Origin of the sequence: Azotobacter chroococcum, assembly GCF_002220155.1 — a bacterium.
Lineage (GTDB): Bacteria > Pseudomonadota > Gammaproteobacteria > Pseudomonadales > Pseudomonadaceae > Azotobacter > Azotobacter chroococcum.
Genome location: NZ_CP011835.1, coordinates 783,683 through 806,029 on the forward strand (window position 1 = coordinate 783,683; position 22,347 = coordinate 806,029).

The following is a 22,347-nucleotide window of genomic DNA, read 5'->3' on the forward strand; positions in this document are numbered from 1 at the left end:
TTCCTCAATCGATGTTCGAGGCTCGCCGTATGGCCAACCCTGTCCAGCAATCCAGCCTGAAAGTCTATCTGCGGTTGCTGAGGTACGTTCTGCCCTATGCGAAGGCTTTCGCCTTGAGCATCGTGGGGTTCCTGCTGTTCGCCTCGAGCCAGCCGCTGCTGGCGGAAATGCTCAAGTACTTCCTGGATGGCCTGGAGGGTTCCGGCGAGGCCATGTTGCTGGGTATCCCGCTGCTCTATGGCGTGCCCTTGCTGATTGTACTCATTGCCCTCTACCAGGGCATAGGCTCCTTCCTCGGCAACTACTACCTGGCCAAGGTCGCGCGCGGCGTGGTGCACGACCTGCGCTGCGCCCTCTTCGACAACCTGCTGACCCTGCCCAACCGCTATTTCGACACCCACAACTCCGGCCACCTGATCTCCCGGATCACCTACAACGTGACCATGGTGACGGGCGCGGCGACCGATGCGATCAAGGTGGTGATCCGCGAGGGGCTCACCGTTGTTTTCCTGTTCGGCTACCTGCTCCTCAGCAACTGGAGGCTGACCCTGCTGCTGGTGGTGCTGCTGCCGATCATCGCGCTGATGGTGACTGCGGCCAGCAAGCGCTTTCGCAAGCAGAGCCGGAAGATCCAGGACGCCATGGGCGACGTCACCCATGTCGCCTCGGAAACCATCCAGGGCTATCGGGTGGTGCGCAGCTTCGGCGGCGAGTCCTACGAGCAGAGGCGCTTCCACAAGGCCAGCGCCCTCAACATGAACCGCAGCCTGAGCATGACCCGCACCCAGGCGGTCTACACGCCGCTGCTGCAGCTGGTCATCTACAGCGGCATGGCCGTGCTCATGTACATGGTGCTCTACCTGCGCGGCGACGCCTCGGCGGGCGATCTGATCGCCTACATCACTGCGGCCGGCATGCTGCCCAAGCCGATCCGCCAGCTGTCCGAGGTCAGCGCCACCATCCAGAAGGGCCTGGCGGCGGCCGACAGCATCTTCGCCCAGCTGGACGAGGAGGCCGAGGTCGACCGGGGGCATGTCGAGCGCGAGCGGGTCGCCGGCCGCCTCGAGGTTCGCGACCTGAGCTTCAGCTATCCCGGCAGCGACCGGCCGGTGCTCGGCGGGATCAGCTTCAGTGTCGAGCCGGGACAGATGGTCGCGCTGGTCGGCCGTTCCGGCAGCGGCAAGTCGACCCTGGCCAACCTGATCCCGCGCTTCTACCAGCATCAGGAGGGGCAGATCCTGCTCGACGGCGTCGCCATCGAGGACTACAGCCTGCGCAATCTGCGCCGGCACATCGCCCTGGTGACCCAGCAGGTGACCCTGTTCAACGACAGCGTGGCCAGCAACATCGCCTATGGCGACCTGGCCGGCGCGCCGCGCGAGGCCATCGAGCAGGCCGCCGAGGCCGCCTACGCCCGGGAGTTCGTCGACAGGCTGCCACAGGGCTTCGATACCGAAGTGGGGGAGAACGGCGTGACCCTCTCCGGCGGCCAGCGCCAGCGCTTGGCTATCGCCCGGGCACTGCTCAAGGATGCGCCGCTGCTGATCCTCGACGAGGCCACCTCGGCCCTCGACACCGAGTCCGAGCGGCATATCCAGGCCGCCCTGGATCGCGTCATGCAAGGGCGCACCACGCTGGTCATCGCCCACCGCCTGTCGACCATCGAGAAGGCCGACCTTATCCTGGTGATGGATGAGGGGCACATCGTCGAGCGCGGCACCCATGCCGAGCTGCTGGCGCTCGGCGGGCACTACGCGCGCCTGCACTCCAGACAATTCAAGGAAACCGATGAAATGCTTTCTGTAACAGGGGATGCCTGATGTTGCAGTTGTTGCGTGGCTGGCGTGAGCGTGGCTGGAACGCCATCGACCAAACGGCCTATGCAGAGGCCTGGAGCCGCCATGGCGGCAGCGTGGCGACCCATCCCGCGTTCGTCGAGCGGCTGTCCGCCCTGGCGGAAATGCCTGTCCGTTACTTGGGCTGGGAGCAGGATGGCGAGCTGCTGGCCGCCGTGCCCTGCTGGGGACGCCATCTGGCGCTGTCCAAGGACGTGCTGAAGCAGGCCGGCAAGCGCCGTCTGTTCGACCTGGGCAATGCCGAGGTGATCCTGCCGATCGCCGAGAACGCCTGCGTACCCGTGCGCCAGCAGATGAGCTACATCTCCGAGCTGAACCACGGGCGCATCGCGAACCTGCGCGAGCAACCCGAGCAGTTGGCCATGGCCCGCCCGCCGGAGAACTACAAGGGGCGTTACCGCTACAACCTGCGCCGCGACCTGCGCCTGCTGCAGGAGGCCGGCGGTCATCTGCGGCCGATCGGCGAGGTGGCGCCTGCCGAGCGCGCCGCCATCTACGCGGAGCTGTTCGAGCGCCGCTGGAAGTTCGAGGTGCCGGGCAAGCCTCGCCTGGCCGAGGTGTTCGAGCTGATGAACGAGTTCATGGCCGGCCAGGTGGTGTTTCTCGGGGAGCGGCCCATCGCCATCCAGATCCTCTACCGGGTCGAGTCGCCCAAGTGGGTCTCCTACGAGTACATCAACGGCGGCTTCGATCCCGATTGCGACAAGCTGGCCCCCGGCAGCGTGCTCACCTTCGTCAATACCCAGGACGCCTGGGCCGAGGCGCGGGCCAAGGACAAGCAGCTGCGCTATTCCTTTGGCCGCGCCGACCGTGAATACAAGGACCTCTGGTGCCACCGGGTGCCGGTCTATCAGGTCTGACGCCATGACAGCCCGCAAGCAGCAGTTGCTGAAGCGCCATCGCCGGCACAAGCGCCTTTTCATGCTGACCGCCCTGATGGCGCTGGTCCTGCTCGGCCTGCTGGTCGCCTGGTGGCTGGTGCCGCTGTTGCTGGTGCTGGGTTGGGTCGCCCACGAGGCCTGGTTCGCCGATCATCTGTTCTATCGTCCGCAGGATGATTACCGCTACGCTTTTCCGCCCGATGCCCTGGCCCTGCCGGCGCGCCTGGAGGAGGGCAGGCTGGTGGTTGAGGGCGATATCGGTGCGGCCGAGACCCTGATCCTCGAGGTGCGCGTCAGCGCCGGCCGGCTCGGGCGGCTGTTCGATCCGCAGGTGTGGATCGGCGACGACCGCCAGGATTTCGAGCGCGGCGTGGACGGGCTGCGCTACCTGAACCTGTCCGGTCAGCAGGCGGCGCTGCGTACCGGACACCTGTGCATTCGCGGGCGCTTCTGCAGCCTGGCCGGCAGTGCCACCCTGCATGCGCTGACCAACCCGGATTACGCCGAACGGCGCCTGCTGGTTATCGCCCCCCATGCCGACGACGCCGAACTGGCGGCCTTCGGCCTGTACAGCCGGGCGCGGGATGTCGCCATCGTCACCCTGACCCAGGGCGAGATCGAGGCCAGGCGCTACCGGCGTCTCGGTCTCGACCCGGCGGCCGCGGCGCGCCTCAAGGGCCGTCTGCGCAGCTGGGACAGTCTGGCGGTGCCGCTGTGGGGCGGCGTGCCGCAGAGTCGTTGCGTGCAGCTCGGCTACTACTGCCTGCAGCTGCCGGCGATGGCCGCCGAGCCGCAGCGGCCGTTCGGCTCGCGGGAATCCGGCGAGACCGACACCCGCAGCGTGCGCCGGCACAACCCGCTGAGCCTGCCCGGCGATGCCGAGGGTGCGCCGACCTGGCACAACCTGGTCGCCGACTTGCGCGCGCTGCTTGAGCACTTTCGCCCCGAGGTGGTGGTGACGCCGCATCCCGAGCTGGATCCGCATGCCGACCACATGGCCGCCACCCGTGCCCTGCTCGAAGCGGCTGCCGGCAGCGCCTGGCGTCCCGAGACCCTGCTGCTCTACGCCAACCACCTGCACGACAACGACCGCTGGCCGATGGGCCCGGCCGGGGACGGCATCGCCCTGCCGCCGGCCATCGAGCCCTTGCCGGTCGACGGCCTGTGGAGTCCGGGCCTTGACGCTGAAACCCGCCTGGACAAGGCCGCAGCGCTGGCCATGCAGCATGACCTGCAGGCGCCGCTGCCGCTGAAGAAGCGCCTGCGCCGGCTGATTCAGCAGGCCCTCGCCGGGCGCCGCTGGCCGGCCACCGGGGCCGACGAGTTCTTCCGCAAGGCGGTGCGGCGGCACGAGCTGTTCTGGGTGCGCCCCTGCACGGCCGCCGTAGCGGACAGCTGCGCCCATGGCCTGCGGCAGGCAGCTAGACAGCGCATGCTATGATCGCCGCCGATTTTCATACTTCCGTGGAGACTCCATGAAGCTGTCCATGCCCCGTTTCGAGCGCTCTCCCGTGCTGGTGGTCGGCGATGTCATGCTCGACCGCTACTGGCATGGCTGCACCACGCGGATTTCCCCGGAGGCGCCGGTGCCGGTGGTCAAGGTCGAACAGATGGAGGACCGCCCGGGCGGGGCGGCCAACGTCGCGCTGAACATCGCCGCGCTGGGGGGCTCGGCCACCCTGGTCGGGGTGACCGGTGCCGACGAGGCGGCCGACAGCCTGGCCCAGAGCCTGGCGTCGGCCGGCGTGGACGTGCATTTCCAGCGCATCGCCAGCCAGCCGACCATCGTCAAGCTCAGGGTCTTGAGCCGCCACCAGCAACTGCTGCGCATGGACTTCGAGCAGCCCTTCGCCACCGACGCCGCGGCCCTGGCCGCCGAGGTCGAGGGCCTGCTCGACGGGATCCGGGTGCTGGTGCTCTCCGACTACGGCAAGGGTGCGTTGCAGAATCATCAGGTACTGATCCAGGCGGCGCGCGCCCGTGGCATTCCGGTGCTGGCCGATCCCAAGGGCAAGGACTTCACCATCTACCGCGGTGCCGATCTGATCACCCCGAACCTGGCCGAATTCGAGAACATCGCCGGTCGCTGCGCCGACGAGGCCGAGCTGGTGGCCAAGGGCGCCCGGCTGATGGCCGAGCTCGAGCTCGGCGCGCTGCTGGTGACCCGTGGCGAGCACGGCATGACCCTGCTGCGCCCCGGCCATCCGGCGCTGCACCTGCCGGCGCGGGCGCGCGAGGTGTTCGACGTCACCGGCGCCGGCGACACGGTGATCTCCACTCTGGCCGCGGCGCTGGCCGCCGGCGAGGAGCTGCCGCAGGCGGTGGCGCTCGCCAACCTGGCGGCCGGCATCGTGGTCGGCAAGCTGGGCACCGCGGCGATCAGCGCCCCCGAGCTGCGCCGTGCGGTGCAGCGCGAGCAGGGCTCGGAGCGCGGCGTGCTGGGCCTCGAGCAGCTCCTGCTGGCCATCGAGGACGCCCGCGCCCAGGGCGAGAAGATCGTCTTCACCAATGGCTGCTTCGATATCCTCCACGCCGGCCACGTGACCTATCTGGAGCAGGCCCGAGCCCAGGGCGACCGGCTGATCGTGGCGGTCAACGACGACGCCTCGGTGACCCGTCTGAAGGGCCCGGGCCGGCCGATCAATTCGGTGGACCGGCGTATGGCGGTGCTCGCCGGGCTCGGTGCGGTGGACTGGGTGGTGAGCTTCGCCGAGGACACCCCCGAACGCCTGCTCGAGCAGATCCGTCCGGACGTGCTGGTCAAGGGCGGCGACTACGGCGTCGATCAGGTGGTCGGCGCCGACCTCGTCCGCGCCCATGGCGGTGAGGTGAGGGTGCTGGGGCTGGTGGAGAATAGTTCCACTACCGGTATCGTCGAGAAAATCCGCCGGCAGCCATAAGCGCGAAAAACTCATCTTTCAAATCCGTCGCGCCCAAGCGCCTGCACTGCTTCGCCTGGGCATTGCGATCCGCAAGTTCCTGTGGGGAAGAGGGTGTCGCACAGCATTTCTGCATCGACCACCGGGGCCAATGAGTTCCGCCGTGACATCAATGGACTACGCGCCTGGGCCGTGATGGCCGTGGTGCTGTATCACTTCGGGATTGCTGGTTTCGGCGGCGGTTTTGTCGGCGTCGATGTGTTCTTCGTCATCTCCGGCTTCCTGATGAGTGGCATCATCGGCAAGGGCTTGCAGCGGGGCGATTTTTCCCTGTGGGAGTTCTACCTGGCCCGTGCCCGGCGGATTCTTCCGGCCCTGATCGTGCTGGCGGCGGTGCTGCTGGCGGTCGGCTGGTTCTTCCTGATGCCCAAGGAGTACGAGACGCTCGGTGGGCATGCCCGGCGGACCCTGCTCTTTGCCTCCAACCTGAGTTACCTGCAGGAGTCCGGCTATTTCGATGACGACGCCCACGAGAAGTGGCTTCTGCATAGCTGGTCGCTGTCCGTGGAGTGGCAGTTCTATCTTCTGCTGCCCGTACTCCTGCTGGCCGTCTGGCGGTTGTTTCCGGGCCGGCGGGCAATGGTCCTGGTCCATGTCCCGTTATTGCTCGCCTCCTTTGGCGTCTGCGTCGCACTGACTCTGAGCGAGCCGCCCAAAGCCTTCTACCTGCTGCAGTCGCGGGCATGGGAGTTTCTGGCCGGAGGTCTGCTTTTCCTGTTTGGCGAGAACCTGAGGCTTTCCGCGCGCACCAGGCTCGGTTTGGAATGGCTTGGCCTGCTCTCGATTGTCTCTGCCGTCGTCTTTCTCGACTCGTCGAGTCTCTGGCCGGGCTGGCTGGCACTGGTGCCCTGCATCGGGGCCCTGTCGGTACTGCTGGCGCAGCGCGGGGATTCGCCCTGGACCGGCAACGCTGTAGCCCAGTGGCTTGGCACCCGCTCGTACTCCATCTACCTGTGGCATTGGCCGCTGGTCGCCGGCCTTGCCTATTGCGAGAGGCTGGACAGCCCGGCCTGGGTCCTGTCTGCTCTCTTCGCAACCCTACTGCTTGGCCAGCTTTCCTATGCCTTGATCGAGGTCCCGGCACGGCGTGGCCTGTACGGGTTGGCGCCTCGATGGGCGGCTGCCGCTGTGGCGCTGGCGGTTTTTCCAGTGGCGCTGGCGGCTCATTGGGTACGCATCGATGGTTTCCCGGAAAGATTGCCTGAGGCTGTTGGTAAGATCGAGGCGCAGATACACAATCGTAACCCGCGACGCAGTGAGTGTTTAGCCAAGGACAAGGGATGCATTTTCGGCGGTGAATCAATTCGGGCGCTGATAATCGGCGACAGTCATGCCGACTCAGTAGTGACGGCGGCACAGGCCGCGTTGCCCGATCCGCAGTGGCAAGGAATTTATTACCGAGCCGTGACGGGATGTTTGCTGCTGTTTAGCGCGAGAAATATCGATGAGAAAGAGCCGGGCCCTCCTTGCCTGCGTCTGAACTCGGATTTAAATAAAGGTCTTGAGACAGTCATGCCTGGCCTGCCGATCATCATAGTCAATCGGACCTCCATGTATGCTTTGGGAACTAATGAAAAAGTACGAGGGCAGAAGCCGGACAGGCCCTTTGTATTTTTTTCCACCCCTCCAGATCGGGCTTCGCCCGAATATCTGGATGAGTTCCGCCAGCACTATGTCGCGATGGCTTGTGCGATCAGCAAACATCGTCCGTTGTTTTTATTGAGGCCCATCCCCGAGATGGGGATAGATGTGCCGCGTGCCATGGGTAAGGCGATGCTGATAGGCGCTCGGAGGGAGGTCTCGATCACACTGGCGGACTACCACAAGCGCCATGCCTTCGTCTGGAGTATCCAAGACGAGGCACGCGAGCGGTGTGGCGCCCAGATTCTCGACCCCTTGCCCTATCTGTGCGACAACGAGCTCTGCCATGGCAGCAAGGATGGGCTCCCGCTCTATGCGGACGACGATCACTTGAACGAGTTCGGCAACCGGCTGCTGATGCCGATGTTCGCCAAGGCTTTCGCATCCATGCAGGACGCCGGCGAGGCCTTGGCGCATCGGCGGGAGGAGGCGACCAGGTAAGGGCACTGGTGTGCCCTCGGTGAGTGGCGTCCGGGCGGAGCTTCCTCCTGGGAGCTCCTCTCAGCCTACCGCCCCGCTGCGCCGCGGGGCCGGCCTGGCGAGGTTCTGCTCGGGGGCGTCCCACAGGGCCTGCCAGTCGCGCCAACTGATCCGCTCGTCGCGCACCACCCAGCCGTCCTGCGGGGCGAAGCTTTCGGCCAGCCACAGGTCGCGGGTGTCGACCGGATGCAGGACACCCTGCTGCAGGGTGTAGAGCTCGTCCGCCGGGCGCCGGTCCTGGTCGAAGGGCAGCAGGTAGAGGTCCGGGCTGTCGTGGTCGATGCGGGCGATCAGGGTGCCTTCCTCCAGGCATTCGTCGGCGTGCAGCAGGCTGAGCTGGCGCAGGTTCCCCGGCATCTCCAGGCGCATGTCGTAGACCAGCTGCAGCGAAGCGGTGGGCAGGTGCACGTAGGCCCGCGGACGCTCCAGCAGGGGCATGCTGCCGCAGGACACCGGGCGCGCCGCGCCGGACAGCGGGCTCAGGCGGAAGGAGGTGTTGTCGCAGTAGTGCAGGACGTTCTCGTAGGGCGCCGGCAGCCAGGTGTCGCCGAAGCGCCCGGTCAGCCAGCACTGCGGGGTCTGCAGCAGGCATTCCTCGGCGACTTCCTGGATCGCCGTGAGCAGCGGCAGGTTCAGCTCGTGGGCCGGCACGTAGCCGGAGATCGGCTTGAGCACCACGTCGCCGCGGTCCTGGCGCTGCTGGCGTACCAGCAGCCAGTAGTCGCGGCCCTGCCAGGTCAGGGTCAGGCGCACGGAGACGCCCAGGTTGGCCAGTTCCAGGGCGAAGCGCTGGCTGTCGGCGACCTCGACCGGGCGACGCCGTTCGAGCATCTGGCTGAAGTTCAGCGGCTGGCCGAGAGCCTGGTAGCTGAGGCCTTCGGGGGAAGCTTCCACGAACAGGGGAAGGGTCTTGAAGGCGCGCGGATTGCGCTTGGCGATGATGGTCGACATGGCGGCTCCTTGGTCCTGGCCTGCCGCAGAAGCGGCAGGTCCTTATTGTCTTTGTTGGCGGATGACGGCTGCAGCTGCCGAGACATTATGCGACAGATGCAGCGGGTTGATGGTTCCGACGATCGCGCTGCCGACACCGGGGTGGTGGAACAGCAGCTCGAAGCTGGCGCGAACCGGGTCGATGCCGCTGTCCAGGCAGGCATGGCCGCTGGCCAGGGCCTTCTTGATCAGGATGCCCTTGCCGTGGGCGGCGGCGTAGTCGGCCACCGGCAGCTCGCGCTGGTCGTTGAGATTCAGGGTGATCATGGCGCAGTCGCCTTGCTCGAGGGCCAGCAGGCCGCCTTCGGCAGTCTTGCCGGAGAAGCCGAAGGCGTTGATCTTGCCCTCGCGCTTGAGTTCGGCGAGGGTCGGATAGACGCCGCTGTCCCGCAGGATGGCGACGTCGTTGCCGTCCGAGTGCACCAGGACCAGGTCGATATGGTCGGTTTCCAGGCGCTTGAGGCTGCGCTCGACGGAGAAGCGGGTGTGCGCCGAGGAGAAATCGAAGCGCGACTGGCCATGCTCGAACTCCTCGCCGACCTTGCTGACGATCACCCAGGCGTCGCGCTGGCCGCGCAGCAGCGGGCCGAGGCGCTCCTCGCTGACCCCGTAGGCCGGCGCGGTGTCGATCAGGTTGATGCCCAGTTCGCGGGCCAGGGCGAGCAGTTGGCGGGCCTCGGCGTCGTCCGGGATGCGAAAGCCGGTCGGGTACTTCACGCCCTGGTCGCGGCCGAGCTTGACGGTGCCCAGGCCCAGCGGCGAGACGGTCAGGCCGCTACTGCCCAGCGGGCGGTGCAGGTCGTGGAGGGTGGCGAGGCTCACGGCAGCAGCTCCTCCCAGGCCGGCCGCGCCAGCGGCGGGCGGGGCAGAGCGGGCAGCGGCGGATGCGTCGCCGGGCGCACGGCGTCCCGCTCGAGGGCGGCGAAGACCCGGTCGGTCAGATCCGGGGCCAGGGCCAGCTTGGTCGGCCAGCCGACCAGCAGGTGGCCCTGCTCGGCGAGAAAGGCGTTGTCCGGGCGTGCCAGGGCCGACTGCGCCGGCTCGGCGCGGTCCACCCGCAGGGTCGCCCAGCGCGCCTGGGCCAGATCGATCCAGGGCAGCAGTTCGTTCAGTTCACGGCGAGCCGTGGCGATTTGCTGCGCCTCGTCGCGGGCCACGCCTTCGGCCTCGGCCAGGTCGCCGCCCAGGTACCAGACCCACTGGCCGTCGGCGGCCGGATGGCTGGTGACGGTCAGCCGCGGCTTCGGCCCGCCGCCCAGGCAGTGGGCGTAGAGCGGCTTGAGGGTCGGCGCCTTGAGCATGACCATGTGCAGCGGGCGTCGCTGCATGGCCGGCTGGCTCAGGCCGAGCGTAGCCAGCAGTTCGGCATTGCCGGCGCCGGCGCAGAAGACGATGCGCTGGGCGCGGATCGCCCGACCGTCGACGCTCAGCCCGACCAGCTCGCCGGCCTCGCGCAGCGGGGCGATCTCCCGCGCGGCCAGCAGGCCCGGGCCTGCCAGCTCGGCGAGGCGCTCGATCAGGCCGGGCACGTCCAGCACCAGCTCGTCCAGGCGATAGACGCTGCCGCGAAAGTCCGCATGCTGCAGCGCCGCGGGCAGGGCCTCGCCCTTCACCGGCTCGACCCGCGCGCGCACCGCCTTGCTGGCGAAGAAGCTGGTGAGCTTGCCGGTCAGGGTGCCGGGCGACCACAGATAGTGGGCGTCGGACAGCCGGCGCACCCCGGAGAGGTCCAGCTCGCCGCTGCCGGCCAGCGCCTCGCGCCAGCGCCGTGGCATGTCGGCGATCGCCTCGGAGGCGCCGCTCAGCGCGCCGTGCAGGGCGTACTTGGTGCCGCCGTGGATGATCCCCTGCGACTTGACGCTCTGTCCGCCGCCCAGGCTGGCGCTTTCCACCAGCAGGGTGGCGTAGCCGGACTGGCGCAGACGGGCGTTCAGCCAGAGGCCGGCGATACCGCCGCCAACGATCAGGACGTCCGTGCTGAGGGCTGGGAACATGGCTGCTCTCGTTGAGTAAAAGAGTCGGATTATAGCGGCTGACTCGAGGTCGTGGGTTCCGGTTATCCGACGGGCTCGGACTGGGACCATAGGAGATAAGGCATAGCCAGTTTATTGATCCCGGTCAGCATGAAGCGTGCCATTCGTCAGTCTTTTATTGGCGAGTCGGTCACGACCTTGGTCGTGTAGGCGGGGCGCCGCCACCAACCCTGCAGCCGCCGGGCGCCTTGTTTTGTTAAGCTGCGCGGCCATGAATCGGACCTTCTATACCCTGCTGCTGCATCTCGCCCTCCCGCTGATCCTCCTGCGCCTGGCCTGGCGAGCCTGGCGCGCGCCGGCCTATGCGCGGCGCGTCGGCGAGCGCTTCGCCCTCGGCCTGCCGGAATTGCGCCCGGGCGGCATCTGGGTGCATGCGGTGTCGGTGGGTGAGAGCATCGCCGCCGCGCCGCTGATTCGCGCCCTGCAGGCGCGCCATCCGGAGCTGCCGCTCACCGTCACCTGCATGACGCCGACCGGTTCCGAGCGCATCCGCGCGCTGTTCGGCGACCGCGTGCAGCACTGCTACCTGCCCTACGACCTGCCGTGGGCGGCGGCGCGCTTTCTCGACCGCCTGCAGCCGCGCCTGGCGGTGATCATGGAAACCGAGCTGTGGCCCAACCATGTGCACCAGTGCGCGCGGCGCGGTATTCCGGTGGCGCTGGCCAACGGCCGGCTGTCGGCGCGTTCGGCGCGCGGCTACGGGCGCTTTGCCCGGCTCACCGGCCCGATGCTCGCCGAGATGCGCTGGCTGGCGGTGCAGAGCGAGGCCGAGGCCGAGCGTTTCCGCGCGCTGGGCGCCGGCGGCGAGGCGGTGACGGTGACCGGCTCGATCAAGTTCGACCTGGCCGTCGACCCGCAGTTGCCGGAGCGGGCGGCGGCGCTGCGCGCCCACTGGGGCGCGGCGGATCGCCCGGTATGGATCGCCGCCAGCACCCATGCCGGCGAGGACGAGATCGTCCTCGCTGCCCACCGCCAGTTGCTGGCGGGCTGTCCCGAGGCGCTCTTGATCCTGGTGCCGCGCCATCCCGAACGGTTCGCCCAGGTCTTCGAGCTGTGCCGCCGCGAGGGCTTGGCCACCGTGCGTCGCTCCGCCGGCGAGGCGGTCGAGGCCGGAACCGCGGTGCTGCTCGGCGACACCATGGGCGAGCTGCTGTTCCTCTACGCCCTGGCCGACTGCGCCTTCGTCGGCGGCAGCCTGGTCTCCAGCGGCGGGCACAACCTGCTGGAGCCGGCGGCGCTGGGCAAGCCGCTGCTCAGCGGACCGCACCTGTTCAACTTCCTCGAGATCGCCGCGCGGCTCGACGAGGCCGGCGCCCTGCGCCAGGTGAGCGATGCCGGCTCGCTGGCCGCGGCGGTCGGCGCCTTCTGGAGCGAGCCGGCGGGCGCCGCCCGGGCTGGCGCGGCCGGAAAGGCGGTGCTCGAAGCCAACCAGGGCGCACTGGAGCGGCTGCTGGAAGGGCTAGAGCGGCTGCTGATTAGGCCCTGACCGCCTTTTCCGACGAGGAGGCCTTTGCCGGTTGGTGTTCTTCGCCGGGCTTGTTTAGACTCAGCCGGTACTTGTCGGGGTGCCCCAGCGGGGGCTGAGATCGGCGCAGGCCGGATCCCGTTGAACCTGATCAGGGTGAAACCTGCGTAGGGAACAAGACGTCCTCGCCGTTCGGCGGGGGCCTCTCGATGCTTCGGCATGCCCGCGTCCGCCCCGATCGACTCCGACAATCCATGCCCCGGACGAAGTGGAGTGCCTTGATGAGCGTGACAGAACAACAGAAGAACCTGAGCGAGTCAGCCCAGGTCGACCAGCAGTCCGTACAGCCCTTCCCGCGTTCGCGGAAGATCTACGTCCCCGGCTCGCGCCCGGACATCCGCGTGCCGATGCGCGAGATCAGCCTGGACGTGACCCCCACCGCCTTCGGCGGCGAGATCAACGCCCCGGTGCTGGTCTACGACACCTCCGGCCCCTACACCGACCCCGACGTGCAGATCGACGTGCGCCAGGGCCTGGCGGACGTGCGTTCGGCCTGGATCGCCGACCGCGGCGACACCGAACTGCTCGCCGGGCTCAGCTCGCGCTTCGGCCAGGAGCGCCTGGCCGATCCGGAGCTGACCGCCATGCGCTTCGCCCACGTGCGCCACCCGCGCCGTGCCAAGGCAGGCGCCAACGTCAGCCAGATGCACTACGCGAAGAAAGGCATCATCACTCCGGAGATGGAATACGTCGCCATCCGCGAGAACATGAAGCTCGCCGAAGCGCGCGCCGCCGGCCTGCTCACTGCGCAGCATCCGGGGCAGAGCTTCGGGGCGAACATCCCCAAGGAAATCACCCCCGAGTTCGTCCGCGAGGAAATCGCCCGCGGCCGCGCGATCATCCCGGCGAACATCAACCACACCGAGCTGGAGCCGATGATCATCGGCCGCAACTTCCTGGTGAAGATCAACGGCAACATCGGCAACTCGGCGCTGGGTTCCTCCATCGAGGAAGAAGTGGCCAAGCTGACCTGGGGCATCCGCTGGGGCTCTGACACGGTCATGGACCTGTCCACCGGCAAGCACATCCACGAGACCCGCGAGTGGATCATCCGCAACTCCCCGGTGCCGATCGGCACCGTGCCGATCTACCAGGCGCTGGAGAAGGTCGGCGGCATCGCCGAGGACCTGACCTGGGAGCTGTTCCGCGACACGCTGATCGAGCAGGCCGAGCAGGGCGTGGACTACTTCACCATCCACGCCGGCGTGCTGCTGCGCTACGTGCCGCTGACCGCCAAGCGGGTCACCGGCATCGTTTCCCGCGGCGGCTCGATCATGGCCAAGTGGTGCCTGGCGCATCACCAAGAGAATTTCCTCTACACCCACTTCGAGGAAATCTGCGAGATCATGAAGGCCTACGACGTCGCCTTCTCGCTGGGCGACGGCCTGCGTCCGGGCTCGATCGCGGATGCCAACGACGCCGCGCAGTTCGGCGAGCTGGAAACCCTCGGCGAGCTGACCAAGATCGCCTGGAAGCACGACGTGCAGACCATGATCGAAGGCCCCGGCCACGTGCCGATGCACATGATCAAGGAGAACATGGACAAGCAGCTCGAATGCTGCGACGAGGCGCCGTTCTACACCCTCGGCCCGCTGACCACCGACATCGCGCCGGGCTACGACCACATCACCTCCGGCATCGGCGCGGCGATGATCGGCTGGTTCGGCTGCGCCATGCTCTGCTACGTGACGCCCAAGGAGCACCTCGGCCTGCCGAACAAGGACGACGTGAAGACCGGCATCATCACCTACAAGATCGCCGCCCACGCCGCCGACCTCGCCAAGGGCCATCCCGGTGCACAGATTCGCGACAATGCACTGTCCAAGGCGCGCTTCGAGTTCCGCTGGGAGGACCAGTTCAACCTCGGCCTCGACCCGGACACCGCGCGCAGCTTCCACGACGAGACCCTGCCCAAGGACTCGGCCAAGGTGGCGCACTTCTGCTCGATGTGCGGGCCGAAGTTCTGCTCGATGAAGATCACCCAGGAAGTGCGCGACTATGCCGCCGAGCACGGGCTGTCCGAGGAAAGCCAGGCCGTCGAGGCCGGTTTCCGGGAGCAGGCCGAGCGCTTCAAGGAAGAAGGCTCGGTGATCTACAAGCAGGTGTGAAGCGCCGCCCGGCTCTTCCCGGGGTCGGGCACGCGGTTCGCAGGGGTAGCCCGCTTGCTGGCCCTGCAGGCGGTAGGGTGGATGGCTTCGGCCATCCACCCTACCGCCTCATGCCTACCTCATCGGGGCGTGTCCCCCTGGCTCCTACTTCCTGCTGCGCGGGAAGAACTCCGGCTTGAGGATGCCGTTGAGCTGCGGGTAGGGCACCACCAGCAGCGGATGGCCCATGGCGTAGGGGGCGATGCGGTAGGTGTCGTACATCAGCAGCACGCCGACCTTCGCCAGGGCGATGTGGCGGGTCTGCTGGAACGGCCAGGTGGCGATGAACTCCGCATCCTCGCCGACGCCCTGGGCCGCCAGCCAGCGCTGGTGGGCCTGTCCGGCCTTCGCCCAGAAGGCCTCCTCCTGACCAGGCAGCAGCAGGTCGCGCAGCTCCAGGGCCTTCTGCCGGCGGCGATCGAAGTCGATGAAGGCGCGCCGCGGCATGCCGTGGGCGCCGCCGGTGAAGCGGTAGCTCGACAGCTCGACGAGAATGCGCCCATTGTTCTGCTCGAGCACCTTGGCTTGCAGGTAGCTGCTCCAGCCCGGTTTGGCGCCGGCCAGAAAGTCCCGCTCGTGGCTCTCCAGCGAGGCCGGCAGCGGCATGCCTTCGGCTTCGCGGGTCAGCTCCAGCAGGCCCTGGTCGATCAGCCGGTTCAGCGCCGGCTCGTCGGCGAAATGCACGGTGTCGATGTTCACCAGCGGGCACTCGCGCCCTTGGCATCCGGCTTGCAAATGTTCCCAGGCCGTGCGCTTGTAGACGGCCGGCGGGTTCGAGGGAGAGAGGCTCTGGCAGGCTCCCAGGAGCAGGGCGAGAGCGGCGAGGGCGAGCGATTTCATGGGGGTCACAGCGTTCATCTGGGCTTTCGGCGTCGTTGAGGAATACCTCGCCAGGCGCCCGGATCGGCGCGCTGGCGGACTGGCTAGGGTCGCAGGTCCTCGGCCGTCTGCAAAGGGGCTGCGCCGCTCGATAGGGCAGGTTAGGATGGCAGCCGACTTCGGTTCACTAGACAAGTGAGTGTGCAGGATGAGCGAATTCTTCAAGCCGGATGCGGATGCCGTGGAAATCGTGCGGCGCGAGCCCTGTTTCAGCGGTTTCTACCGACTCGAGCGCGTGCACCTGCGCCATCGCCAGTTTTCCGGCGAGATGGGCCCGGTGCTCAGCCGCGAGCTGTTCGTGCGCCACGATGCGGTCTGCGTGCTGCCCTACGATCCCGTGCGCGACTGCGTGGTGCTGAACGAGCAGTTCCGCGTCGGGGCGATGGACAAGTCGGAGAATCCCTGGATGCTCGAGATGGTCGCCGGGCTGATCGACAAGGACGAGGAGCCCGAGGAGGTCGCCCACCGCGAGGCCCTCGAGGAGGCGGGCCTCAAGCTCGAGGCGCTGTGGCCGGTGACCGTCTACTACCCGTCGCCCGGCGGCAGCAACGAGAAGGTCTACCTTTATGTCGGGCGCTGCGACAGCCTGGGGGCCGGCGGCGTTTATGGATTGCCCGAGGAGGGGGAGGACATCCGCGTGCACGTGCTGTCTTTCGAGGACGCGCTGCAGGCGGTCAGGGACGGCAAGATCAACAATGCCGCCAGCATCATTGCCCTGCAGTGGCTGGCGCTGAACCGTGTCGAGGTACGAGGACTGTGGGCGTAAGTCTGATGCGCGAGCGTTACCGGGTCGACCTGGTCGACCTGCAGGCGACCTGCGAGGCCAACTATGCGCGGCTGATGCGCCTGCTGCCGGAGATGCGCAGCACGCCCGCGGCGGCGCGCAGGGTGGGGGTGAGCCAGGGCGAGCGGCTGCTCGGCGTGCTGGCCCTGGAGGTGCTCGAGGACTGTCCCTACACCACCACCCTGAAGGTCTGCCAGGAGCACAGCCTGCCCTGGCTGCCGGCACCGCGGATGGAGGTGCGGGTCTACCACGACGCGCGCATGGCCGAGGTGGTCTGTGCGGAACAGGCCCGGCGCCTGCGCAGCCGCTATGTCTACCCCAACGCGGCGATGCACCAGCCGGACGAGAAGAGCCAGCTCAACCTGTTCCTCGGCGAATGGCTGAGCCACTGCCTGTCCTGCGGCCACGAGGTAGAACCGGTCGTCTGAGGCGGCGTCGGCCGGCAGCACCGAGCCGCCGGCGCTCACCCCGGGAAGCTGCTCTCTGCGAAAGACCCTTTGCGCCACTCCCCACTGCCGCCCGGCCCGTCCCGGCAGGCTTCGTGCGGCTACCGAACACCCTGGCCCATCATGCGATCGGCCAAGGGTGAAAATGTGCGTTCGCTCATATAATTCGTAGCCTCTATGGCGGCGACTCCAGGCGAAGGCGTGAATGGTGGGGGTGGATTGGCGCGCGCGGCGCGGGTACTGGGCCAGGTTGCTGGCGGTGGGCGGGCTTGGGGCGCTGATCTCGGTGGTCGCCTACCTGTACAGCTCCGCGCTGGAGCGGCGCGTGCAGGCTGGGGAGTTCCAGCGCCTGGCGCATGTCCAGTTCAACAATGTCCAGAATCTGCTCGATCATTCCCCCCAGGTCCTGCTGGCCTTCCGCGGCCTCTTCATCTCGGCCGAGACAGTCGAGCCTGCGGAGTTCGCGAGCTTCGCCCGCGAAGTGCTGCCGAGCTATCCGGAAATCCTGGCCGTGCACTGGGCGCCGCGGGTCCTGCACGGCGAGCGCGGCGAGTTCGAGCGCGTTCTGCTGCCGTTCCAGGAACGGCGCCTCGGCATCTTCGACGTAGCCGCCGATGCCCGGTTTCCCGTGTCGGCCCCCACCCGCGAAGAGTATCTGCCGATCCGCTACGCCGAGCCGTTCGAGATGAATCGCCAGGTGCTCGGGCTCGACGTCCTGGCGCGTCCCTATAACCGGGAGGTGGCGCGCACTGCGGCCCGCCTGGGCGTGCAGCGGACCACGCCGGTCTTTCCGTTGCTGCAGGACCCGAACGGGCCGCCGGCGGTCGCCATCTATCAGCCGGTATACCGCAAGGGCATGCCGGTGGCGGGCGCCGAGCAGCGCTGGCAGGCCCTCGAGGGCCATCTGGTCCTGATGCTGCGGCCCAGCGTGCTGCTCAAGAGTCTGTCGTTCGGGCCGCAGAGGGTGGAAGTGCGCCTCTACGACCTGGTTGACGGGCAGCCGGTCGCCATCCATCCGCGCGGCGCCGTCCCGCAGGAGCCCGGGGATGGCGTGGTCCAGCACCGGCTGAGCATCCCCGGGCGGCAGTGGCTCATCGAGTTCGTCGCACCGCAGGACTTCGGCGGTTTTCCGGTCAGCATCCTGCCCCTGCTGCTGATGTTCTCGCTGCTGGCGCTGACCCTCGTCCTGCTGCTCCTGCTCGACCGTTCCCATCGCGGCGCCATCGCCCTGGAACGGCTCAACGGCGAGCTGCTGAGCCGGCAGAAGGAGCTCGACGGCCTGGCCTACTACGATGCCCTGACCGGCCTGCCCAACCGTCTGCTGCTGTTCGACCGCATCAACATGGCGCTCGGCCTGCAGCATCGCGAGGGCGGCCGGCTGGCGGTCTGCGTGCTCGACCTGGACGGCTTCAAGGCGGTCAACGACCACTTCGGCCACCAGGCCGGCGATCTGCTCCTGAAGGAAGTCGCGCAGCGTATGCAGGCCGTGCTGCGGCCCTCCGACACCGTCGCCCGGCTCGGCGGGGACGAGTTCGTGGTGGTGCTGCCGGGGGCGAACGATCAGCCGGCGCTGGACAGCATTCTGCAGCGGCTGATCGAGCAGGTGAGCCGGCCCGTCGCCCTGAGTGCCGGACAGCTGGCGGTCGCCGTTTCCGCGAGCATCGGCGTGGCCTTCGCCGGCGCGTCCAGCGACGCCAACAGCCTGGTCCGCGAGGCCGACCTCGCCATGTACGAGGCCAAGCACGCCGGCAAGGCCTGCTACCGGATCTTCGGGGCGGGGCAGGCGACCAGCGTCTGAGTTCGGTTGGCGGTCGCTTCAGGCGGCACGCTTGAACAACTCCTTGATCCGCCGGGAGAGCTGCCTGAGCGGCCGGCGTTCGTCGATGACCACGATGAAGACCTTGCGGTAATGGCCCGGCGGGCAGCTGAGTTCGCGCACGCCGTGCCAGGAGTTGCCGCGTCGGCAGAACAGGAAGCTGTAGTTGCCGAGCGCCCGGGATTCGATGGTGCGGTCGAAGTCCTCGAAGGCCGGCGCGCTCTTGCTGTCGAAGCGGCCGTTATCGTCGAGCACCAAGGTCTGCCCGCCCCACTCGGCTTGCCAGTCGTCTTCCGTATTGAAGTAGAAGATATGCGATCCCAGCTTGTCGCGGGCATCGCAGTGCGGCGAGACCGAGCAGCCGGCCGGCGTGTAGTGCCAGTGAAAGCGCAGCCGGAAGGCGCGCGTGCCGAGCATGCGGGCCATGAAGCGCCGGTAGTGCGGACCGGTCAGCTCGTTCATGAACGCCTGCCAGTGTGGTGAGAGCGCCAGCTCCGGCGAATATTCCAGTGCCAGGCGGTCATGGGACTGCTGGCCATAACGGCGCACCTTGCCGTATACCTCGGTGAACTGCTCCATGGGGGGCAGGCTTTCGCGCAGCGCCGCATAGCCTTCAGGGGTCAGCAGGCCGGCCGGATTGGCCCAGGGGTAGGGGTGCTGTTCCTGGAACGCCCTGGCGTCCATGCGTTCCAGGGCCCCGAAATCCAGATAGCGCATGTCACGCTCCTCATTGCTGGTTCGTAGGGGGTGAGTTCGTGCCGGGTCAGGTCGCCAGCGGACGGGGTGTGCGCAGGAAGCGCAGGAACGCCGCCGGCAGGCGCCGGGCCAGCGGCGAACGCAGCAGGCGCAGATAGGCGACCGGCCCGAGCTGGCGGCGCGCCTGCAGGGACAGCTGTACCCAGCGCTCGGTCATCACGCGCAGGAGCGCTTCGGGCACATAGCGCTGCGTGCGCCGGTTGGCGGCATCGAGCCGGGCCAGCCACTGTTCGGTCCAGTCGAGATAGTCCCGGTTCAGGTCGGCGCCGAGTTTCTGCGGGCGCGACAGGGCGTAGTGGCGGTCGAGGTCGTCCTCGCTCGGCTCGATGCCGAGTTCGAGCAGCGCCCGCCGGCAGATCTCGCGCTTGCGGTCGAGGCCCAGCGCCTGGTTGTTCCGGGTGAAGCGGCCGGGGTGTTCGCGCCCGCAGACCAGCACATCGGCGAGATTGGCCATGCGCCAGGTCCGCGCCAGACGCTGGTGCAATTCGTAGTCCTCGCAGCTCGGGAAGTCCTCGCTGTAGCGGTATTCGCGCAGGATGGCGGTGCGTCCCATGATCGTGCGGTTGGTCAGCGCGCAGTAGAACGCCAGGCTGGCATCCACCTCGTCGGGGGCCAGCGGGCGGCGGCGGACCCGGTCGAGGCGCCGGCCCTCGGCGTCCATGAAATCGCAGGCGCTGCCGATCTGCACCAGCTCGGGATGCCGGTCGAGTACCTCGACCTGGCGGGCGAGGCGGTTCGGCCAGGCCTTGTCGTCGCTGTCGAGCAGCGCGATGTATTCGCCGCGGGCCAGCTCCAGGCCCCGGTTGCGGGTCCCCGGCAGGCCCAGGTTGCGCGGGTTGCATTCCACGCGCAGGCGCGGGTCCCGGTAGTGCGACAGCACCTCGAGGGTGGCGTCGGTCGAGCCATCGTCGACGACCAGCAGCTCGAAGTCCTCGAAGGTCTGCGCCAGGATGCTGTCGACGGCGGTGGCGATGTAGCGCTGACGGTTGTGTACCGGAATGAAGACGGTCACACGTGGTATTCGAGACATGGCGAGGTTTCCCGGGCGAATGGGCCGGCGCCGAAGCCGCGGGCTGCAGCGCAAACCTCGCCAGATTAACGCAACGGGGCGACGAAGTGGCCTTTGGCGACATATCCTTCGACCGCATTCATGGCATCGGAGTGAAGTGAATGAGGTTGCATGCAGAGCGCTTCGGTGCAGGCTGGCCAAGGCCGCACTTTCTCACCGCCCGGTTCGCCGGTCCGCTGGCGTTTTCCGGCTCGGGGTGGCGCTGGTGGCTGGCTGACGAAGGCGCGCAGCTACCGGCCCGGTTGATCGATCGCTACCTGCAGGACGGCGATCCGGCGGGGGTCACGCTGCTCCGCGAGCGGGCAGAGAAGGACAAGTCGCGGCGCATCTACCGGCTGGTGCCGCCGGAGCAGCCGGACTCGCCCGGCTATTTCGTCAAGCAGATGAGCCTGATCCCGCGCAAGCGTCTCGGCGCGCTGCTGGGCTGCAGCAGCCCGCTGGTGGGCATGAGCCACGGCACCGCCGAGCTGGCGCACAACCTGGCGTTGAGCGAGCGCACCGCGCACGGGGTCCGGACCTTCGCCTTCGGCGAGTACTTCCGCTGCGGTCTGCCGGTGCGGCAGGTGCTGCTGCAGGAGTATCTGGCCGGCTGGCAGGGGTTCAGCGACGTCTGGCTGCAGCACGAAGACGATGCCGCGCGCCGCCGGGCGCTGCTCTGGCAGTTGATGGACGTGCTGGCGGCGCTGCGCGAGGCCGGCATCTGCCATCTCGACCTGCATCCCGGCAATGTCATGGTGTCGCCCGATCCCCGGGCACCGCTGCGGGTGATCGACTGCGGGCAGATGTGCATGGACGCCGATCCCGCCGTCTCGGCGGCGCTGCACCTGGGCGTGTTCCTGCACGAGCTCAACGGCAAGCGCACCTCGCCGTCGCCGCGGCTGGCGCAGGCGGCATGCCAGCTGCTGCAGCGCCTGGCAGGCAGCGATGCCGGCCTGGACGGCGCCGGGCGGCTGCTGCCGCTGCTGGTGGGCTATTCGACCAAGAAGCCGTTCTCCAGGCGTCGTCTGCTGGGGCGGGATGGCCTCGACCCCGTCGCCCTCGAAAAGCGTCTGCAGACGCTGGCGCAGGAGCGGCCTCCCTCCCATCGGGCCAGCGACGCGCCGGCCCTCGGCGAGCAACGGGAGCGGCGGCTGATCGCGTCCATCGAGGACATGCTGGCGACGCCGCGCTGAGGGGGCCGGGCAGCCCTCGCTCAGCGGGGCGGCCAGTGCAGGTCGAAATGCCCGCCGAGCACGAAGCGGCCGGCCGGCGGGTGGTAGTCCCAGCGCTCGACCCATGCCTGTTTGTCCTGCGCCTTGCCCAGGTGCAGCCGGTTGAACGAGTTCGGCAGGCGGCCGCGTAGCCGCGAGGACAGCGCGGTGCCGGCCTGCACCGTCCAGATCTCCCGCGCCAGCTCGGGATACTGGCCAGTCAGCGGCAGCACATAGGGCAGGTGGATGTGCCCGCCCATCACAATGTCCAGACCCGCCTCGGCCCAGCGCGTCAGCGCCGCCTGCGCGCCATGCTGCAGGTTGCGCAGGTCCGAGGGCACTATCGAGCCGAACGGCTGATGGGCCACCACGATGCGCAGCTTCGCCGGGTCGCAGCGGCGCAGCTGCGTGCAGACCGCGCGCACCTGGGCGTCGGTCACCCGGCCGTCCTTGCGCCGCCTCGGATGGGTGGTGTTCAGGCCGATGACCAGCAGCTCGTCGTTCTCGAAGGCCGGCTCCAGCTCCGCGCCGAAATAGCGCCGGTAGTTGCGGTAGGGAGACAGGAAGCGCGCCAGCAGGTTGTGCAGCGGCAGGTCGTGGTTGCCGGGAATCACCAGGCTCTGCGGGATGCCATAGCCTTCCAGGCGCCGGACGAAGGCCTGGGCCGCATCGAACTGGGCGCGACGCGCACGCTGGGTGATGTCTCCCGACAACACCAGCAGGTCGGCGCCCTGTTCGCGCACATGCGACTCCAGGGCCTCTACCACGGGTTGCTGCTCTGTGCCGAAATGGGTATCGGAAATGTGTAAGATGCGCGTCATGGTGCCGGGAGCCGCCTGAGTGCGGAGGAAATACGCGCGCACCTGCCGGGAAGATGGCCGTGCTCCGCGAGGGGCGCCCGGACCATTGCCGCCT

Annotated in this window: 18 protein-coding genes and 1 riboswitch; of the genes, 11 read left to right on the top strand and 7 right to left on the bottom strand. The window is 68.0% G+C overall.

Translation table 11 applies throughout. The features are described from left to right. Positions 1-29: 29 nt before the first annotated feature. The 5 genes from msbA to ACG10_RS03655 all read left to right on the top strand — a co-directional run bounded on the left by msbA (position 30) and on the right by ACG10_RS03655 (position 7,758). Positions 30-1,820 carry a lipid A export permease/ATP-binding protein MsbA gene (msbA, locus tag ACG10_RS03635; RefSeq protein WP_089167167.1) on the top strand — a complete coding sequence of 597 codons (1,791 nt, stop codon included), beginning with the start codon at positions 30-32 and terminating at the stop codon, positions 1,818-1,820. After that, a complete protein-coding gene (locus ACG10_RS03640; RefSeq protein ID WP_089167168.1) occupies positions 1,820-2,716 on the top strand; it encodes a GNAT family N-acetyltransferase in 897 nt (298 codons plus the stop codon). Before msbA ends, ACG10_RS03640 begins: the two co-directional genes overlap by 1 nt. 4 nt (positions 2,717-2,720) lie before the next feature. After that, a complete protein-coding gene (locus ACG10_RS03645; protein WP_089167169.1) occupies positions 2,721-4,178 on the top strand; it encodes a PIG-L deacetylase family protein in 1,458 nt (485 codons plus the stop codon). A 34-nt stretch (positions 4,179-4,212) separates the two neighbouring features. Continuing rightward, positions 4,213-5,637: a bifunctional D-glycero-beta-D-manno-heptose-7-phosphate kinase/D-glycero-beta-D-manno-heptose 1-phosphate adenylyltransferase HldE gene (gene hldE, locus ACG10_RS03650; RefSeq protein WP_089167170.1), complete on the top strand. Its 1,425-nt coding sequence runs from the start codon at positions 4,213-4,215 to the stop codon at positions 5,635-5,637. Between the two features lie 93 nt (positions 5,638-5,730). Then, positions 5,731-7,758 (top strand): acyltransferase family protein, encoded by a 2,028-nt coding sequence (locus ACG10_RS03655; RefSeq protein ID WP_232487181.1) that lies wholly within the window; start codon positions 5,731-5,733, stop codon positions 7,756-7,758. Between the two features lie 60 nt (positions 7,759-7,818). Here ACG10_RS03655 and ACG10_RS03660 read toward each other — a convergent pair whose 3' ends face one another. From ACG10_RS03660 to ACG10_RS03670, 3 genes are read right to left on the bottom strand one after another with little or no spacing between them, the layout of a single operon-like run. Then, on the bottom strand, positions 7,819-8,748 hold the full coding sequence (locus ACG10_RS03660; protein ID WP_039801940.1) for a hypothetical protein: 930 nt from the start codon (positions 8,746-8,748) through the stop codon (positions 7,819-7,821). A 42-nt stretch (positions 8,749-8,790) separates the two neighbouring features. After that, on the bottom strand, positions 8,791-9,609 hold the full coding sequence (locus ACG10_RS03665; RefSeq protein WP_089167172.1) for an aldo/keto reductase: 819 nt from the start codon (positions 9,607-9,609) through the stop codon (positions 8,791-8,793). Continuing rightward, positions 9,606-10,781 carry an NAD(P)/FAD-dependent oxidoreductase gene (locus tag ACG10_RS03670; protein WP_089167173.1) on the bottom strand — a complete coding sequence of 392 codons (1,176 nt, stop codon included), beginning with the start codon at positions 10,779-10,781 and terminating at the stop codon, positions 9,606-9,608. The genes ACG10_RS03665 and ACG10_RS03670 overlap by 4 nt, the downstream gene beginning before the upstream one ends. Positions 10,782-11,031: 250 nt before the next feature. Here ACG10_RS03670 and waaA point away from each other — a divergent pair, with 250 nt between their 5' ends. Next, the gene (gene waaA / locus ACG10_RS03675) at positions 11,032-12,306 is read left to right on the top strand and encodes a lipid IV(A) 3-deoxy-D-manno-octulosonic acid transferase (RefSeq protein ID WP_089167174.1); all 1,275 of its coding nucleotides are present in this window, start codon (positions 11,032-11,034) and stop codon (positions 12,304-12,306) included. A gap of 65 nt (positions 12,307-12,371) precedes the next feature. After that, a riboswitch (TPP riboswitch) is annotated at positions 12,372-12,476 on the top strand. A 90-nt stretch (positions 12,477-12,566) separates the two neighbouring features. Continuing rightward, on the top strand, positions 12,567-14,453 hold the full coding sequence (gene thiC, locus ACG10_RS03680; protein ID WP_089167175.1) for a phosphomethylpyrimidine synthase ThiC: 1,887 nt from the start codon (positions 12,567-12,569) through the stop codon (positions 14,451-14,453). 144 nt (positions 14,454-14,597) lie between these two features. Here the strand turns inward: thiC and ACG10_RS03685 are convergent, their stop codons facing one another. Then, entirely contained in the window at positions 14,598-15,341 is a 744-nt protein-coding gene (locus ACG10_RS03685) for a DUF3298 and DUF4163 domain-containing protein (RefSeq protein ID WP_232487249.1), read from the bottom strand. Between the two features lie 178 nt (positions 15,342-15,519). Between ACG10_RS03685 and ACG10_RS03690 the strand changes: the two genes are divergently transcribed. The 3 genes from ACG10_RS03690 to ACG10_RS03700 all read left to right on the top strand — a co-directional run bounded on the left by ACG10_RS03690 (position 15,520) and on the right by ACG10_RS03700 (position 18,399). Then, positions 15,520-16,137 carry an NUDIX domain-containing protein gene (locus tag ACG10_RS03690; RefSeq protein WP_089167177.1) on the top strand — a complete coding sequence of 206 codons (618 nt, stop codon included), beginning with the start codon at positions 15,520-15,522 and terminating at the stop codon, positions 16,135-16,137. Further along, positions 16,128-16,583 carry a DUF1249 domain-containing protein gene (locus tag ACG10_RS03695; protein ID WP_089167178.1) on the top strand — a complete coding sequence of 152 codons (456 nt, stop codon included), beginning with the start codon at positions 16,128-16,130 and terminating at the stop codon, positions 16,581-16,583. Before ACG10_RS03690 ends, ACG10_RS03695 begins: the two co-directional genes overlap by 10 nt. A gap of 223 nt (positions 16,584-16,806) precedes the next feature. Beyond that, positions 16,807-18,399 (top strand): diguanylate cyclase domain-containing protein, encoded by a 1,593-nt coding sequence (locus ACG10_RS03700; RefSeq protein ID WP_232487182.1) that lies wholly within the window; start codon positions 16,807-16,809, stop codon positions 18,397-18,399. A gap of 18 nt (positions 18,400-18,417) precedes the next feature. Here ACG10_RS03700 and ACG10_RS03705 read toward each other — a convergent pair whose 3' ends face one another. After that, entirely contained in the window at positions 18,418-19,134 is a 717-nt protein-coding gene (locus ACG10_RS03705) for a hypothetical protein (RefSeq protein ID WP_089167180.1), read from the bottom strand. A 46-nt stretch (positions 19,135-19,180) separates the two neighbouring features. After that, positions 19,181-20,203: a glycosyltransferase family 2 protein gene (locus ACG10_RS03710; protein ID WP_089167181.1), complete on the bottom strand. Its 1,023-nt coding sequence runs from the start codon at positions 20,201-20,203 to the stop codon at positions 19,181-19,183. Positions 20,204-20,343: 140 nt separating this feature from the next. On the opposite strand from ACG10_RS03710, the gene ACG10_RS03715 reads away from it, so the two are divergent. Continuing rightward, complete coding sequence (locus ACG10_RS03715) at positions 20,344-21,414, top strand: phosphotransferase (protein WP_089167182.1); 1,071 nt, start codon at positions 20,344-20,346, stop codon at positions 21,412-21,414. Positions 21,415-21,434: 20 nt separating this feature from the next. Here ACG10_RS03715 and ACG10_RS03720 read toward each other — a convergent pair whose 3' ends face one another. Further along, the gene (locus tag ACG10_RS03720; protein ID WP_089167183.1) at positions 21,435-22,253 is read right to left on the bottom strand and encodes a metallophosphoesterase family protein; all 819 of its coding nucleotides are present in this window, start codon (positions 22,251-22,253) and stop codon (positions 21,435-21,437) included. Positions 22,254-22,347: the final 94 nt, after the last annotated feature.

Excerpts from the sequence above, each read along its gene's own strand:
- ACG10_RS03690 (WP_089167177.1), top strand. The coding sequence starts at position 15,520 with ATGAGCGAATTCTTCAAGCCGGATGCGGATGCCGTGGAAATCGTGCGG.
- ACG10_RS03645 (WP_089167169.1), top strand. The coding sequence starts at position 2,721 with ATGACAGCCCGCAAGCAGCAGTTGCTGAAGCGCCATCGCCGGCACAAG.
- ACG10_RS03705 (WP_089167180.1), bottom strand. The coding sequence starts at position 19,134 with ATGCGCTATCTGGATTTCGGGGCCCTGGAACGCATGGACGCCAGGGCG.
- ACG10_RS03715 (WP_089167182.1), top strand. The coding sequence starts at position 20,344 with ATGAGGTTGCATGCAGAGCGCTTCGGTGCAGGCTGGCCAAGGCCGCAC.
- msbA (WP_089167167.1), top strand. The coding sequence starts at position 30 with ATGGCCAACCCTGTCCAGCAATCCAGCCTGAAAGTCTATCTGCGGTTG.
- ACG10_RS03720 (WP_089167183.1), bottom strand. The coding sequence starts at position 22,253 with ATGACGCGCATCTTACACATTTCCGATACCCATTTCGGCACAGAGCAG.
- hldE (WP_089167170.1), top strand. The coding sequence starts at position 4,213 with ATGAAGCTGTCCATGCCCCGTTTCGAGCGCTCTCCCGTGCTGGTGGTC.
- ACG10_RS03700 (WP_232487182.1), top strand. The coding sequence starts at position 16,807 with ATGGTGGGGGTGGATTGGCGCGCGCGGCGCGGGTACTGGGCCAGGTTG.
- thiC (WP_089167175.1), top strand. The coding sequence starts at position 12,567 with ATGAGCGTGACAGAACAACAGAAGAACCTGAGCGAGTCAGCCCAGGTC.
- ACG10_RS03710 (WP_089167181.1), bottom strand. The coding sequence starts at position 20,203 with ATGTCTCGAATACCACGTGTGACCGTCTTCATTCCGGTACACAACCGT.
- ACG10_RS03670 (WP_089167173.1), bottom strand. The coding sequence starts at position 10,781 with ATGTTCCCAGCCCTCAGCACGGACGTCCTGATCGTTGGCGGCGGTATC.
- waaA (WP_089167174.1), top strand. The coding sequence starts at position 11,032 with ATGAATCGGACCTTCTATACCCTGCTGCTGCATCTCGCCCTCCCGCTG.
- ACG10_RS03640 (WP_089167168.1), top strand. The coding sequence starts at position 1,820 with ATGTTGCAGTTGTTGCGTGGCTGGCGTGAGCGTGGCTGGAACGCCATC.
- ACG10_RS03660 (WP_039801940.1), bottom strand. The coding sequence starts at position 8,748 with ATGTCGACCATCATCGCCAAGCGCAATCCGCGCGCCTTCAAGACCCTT.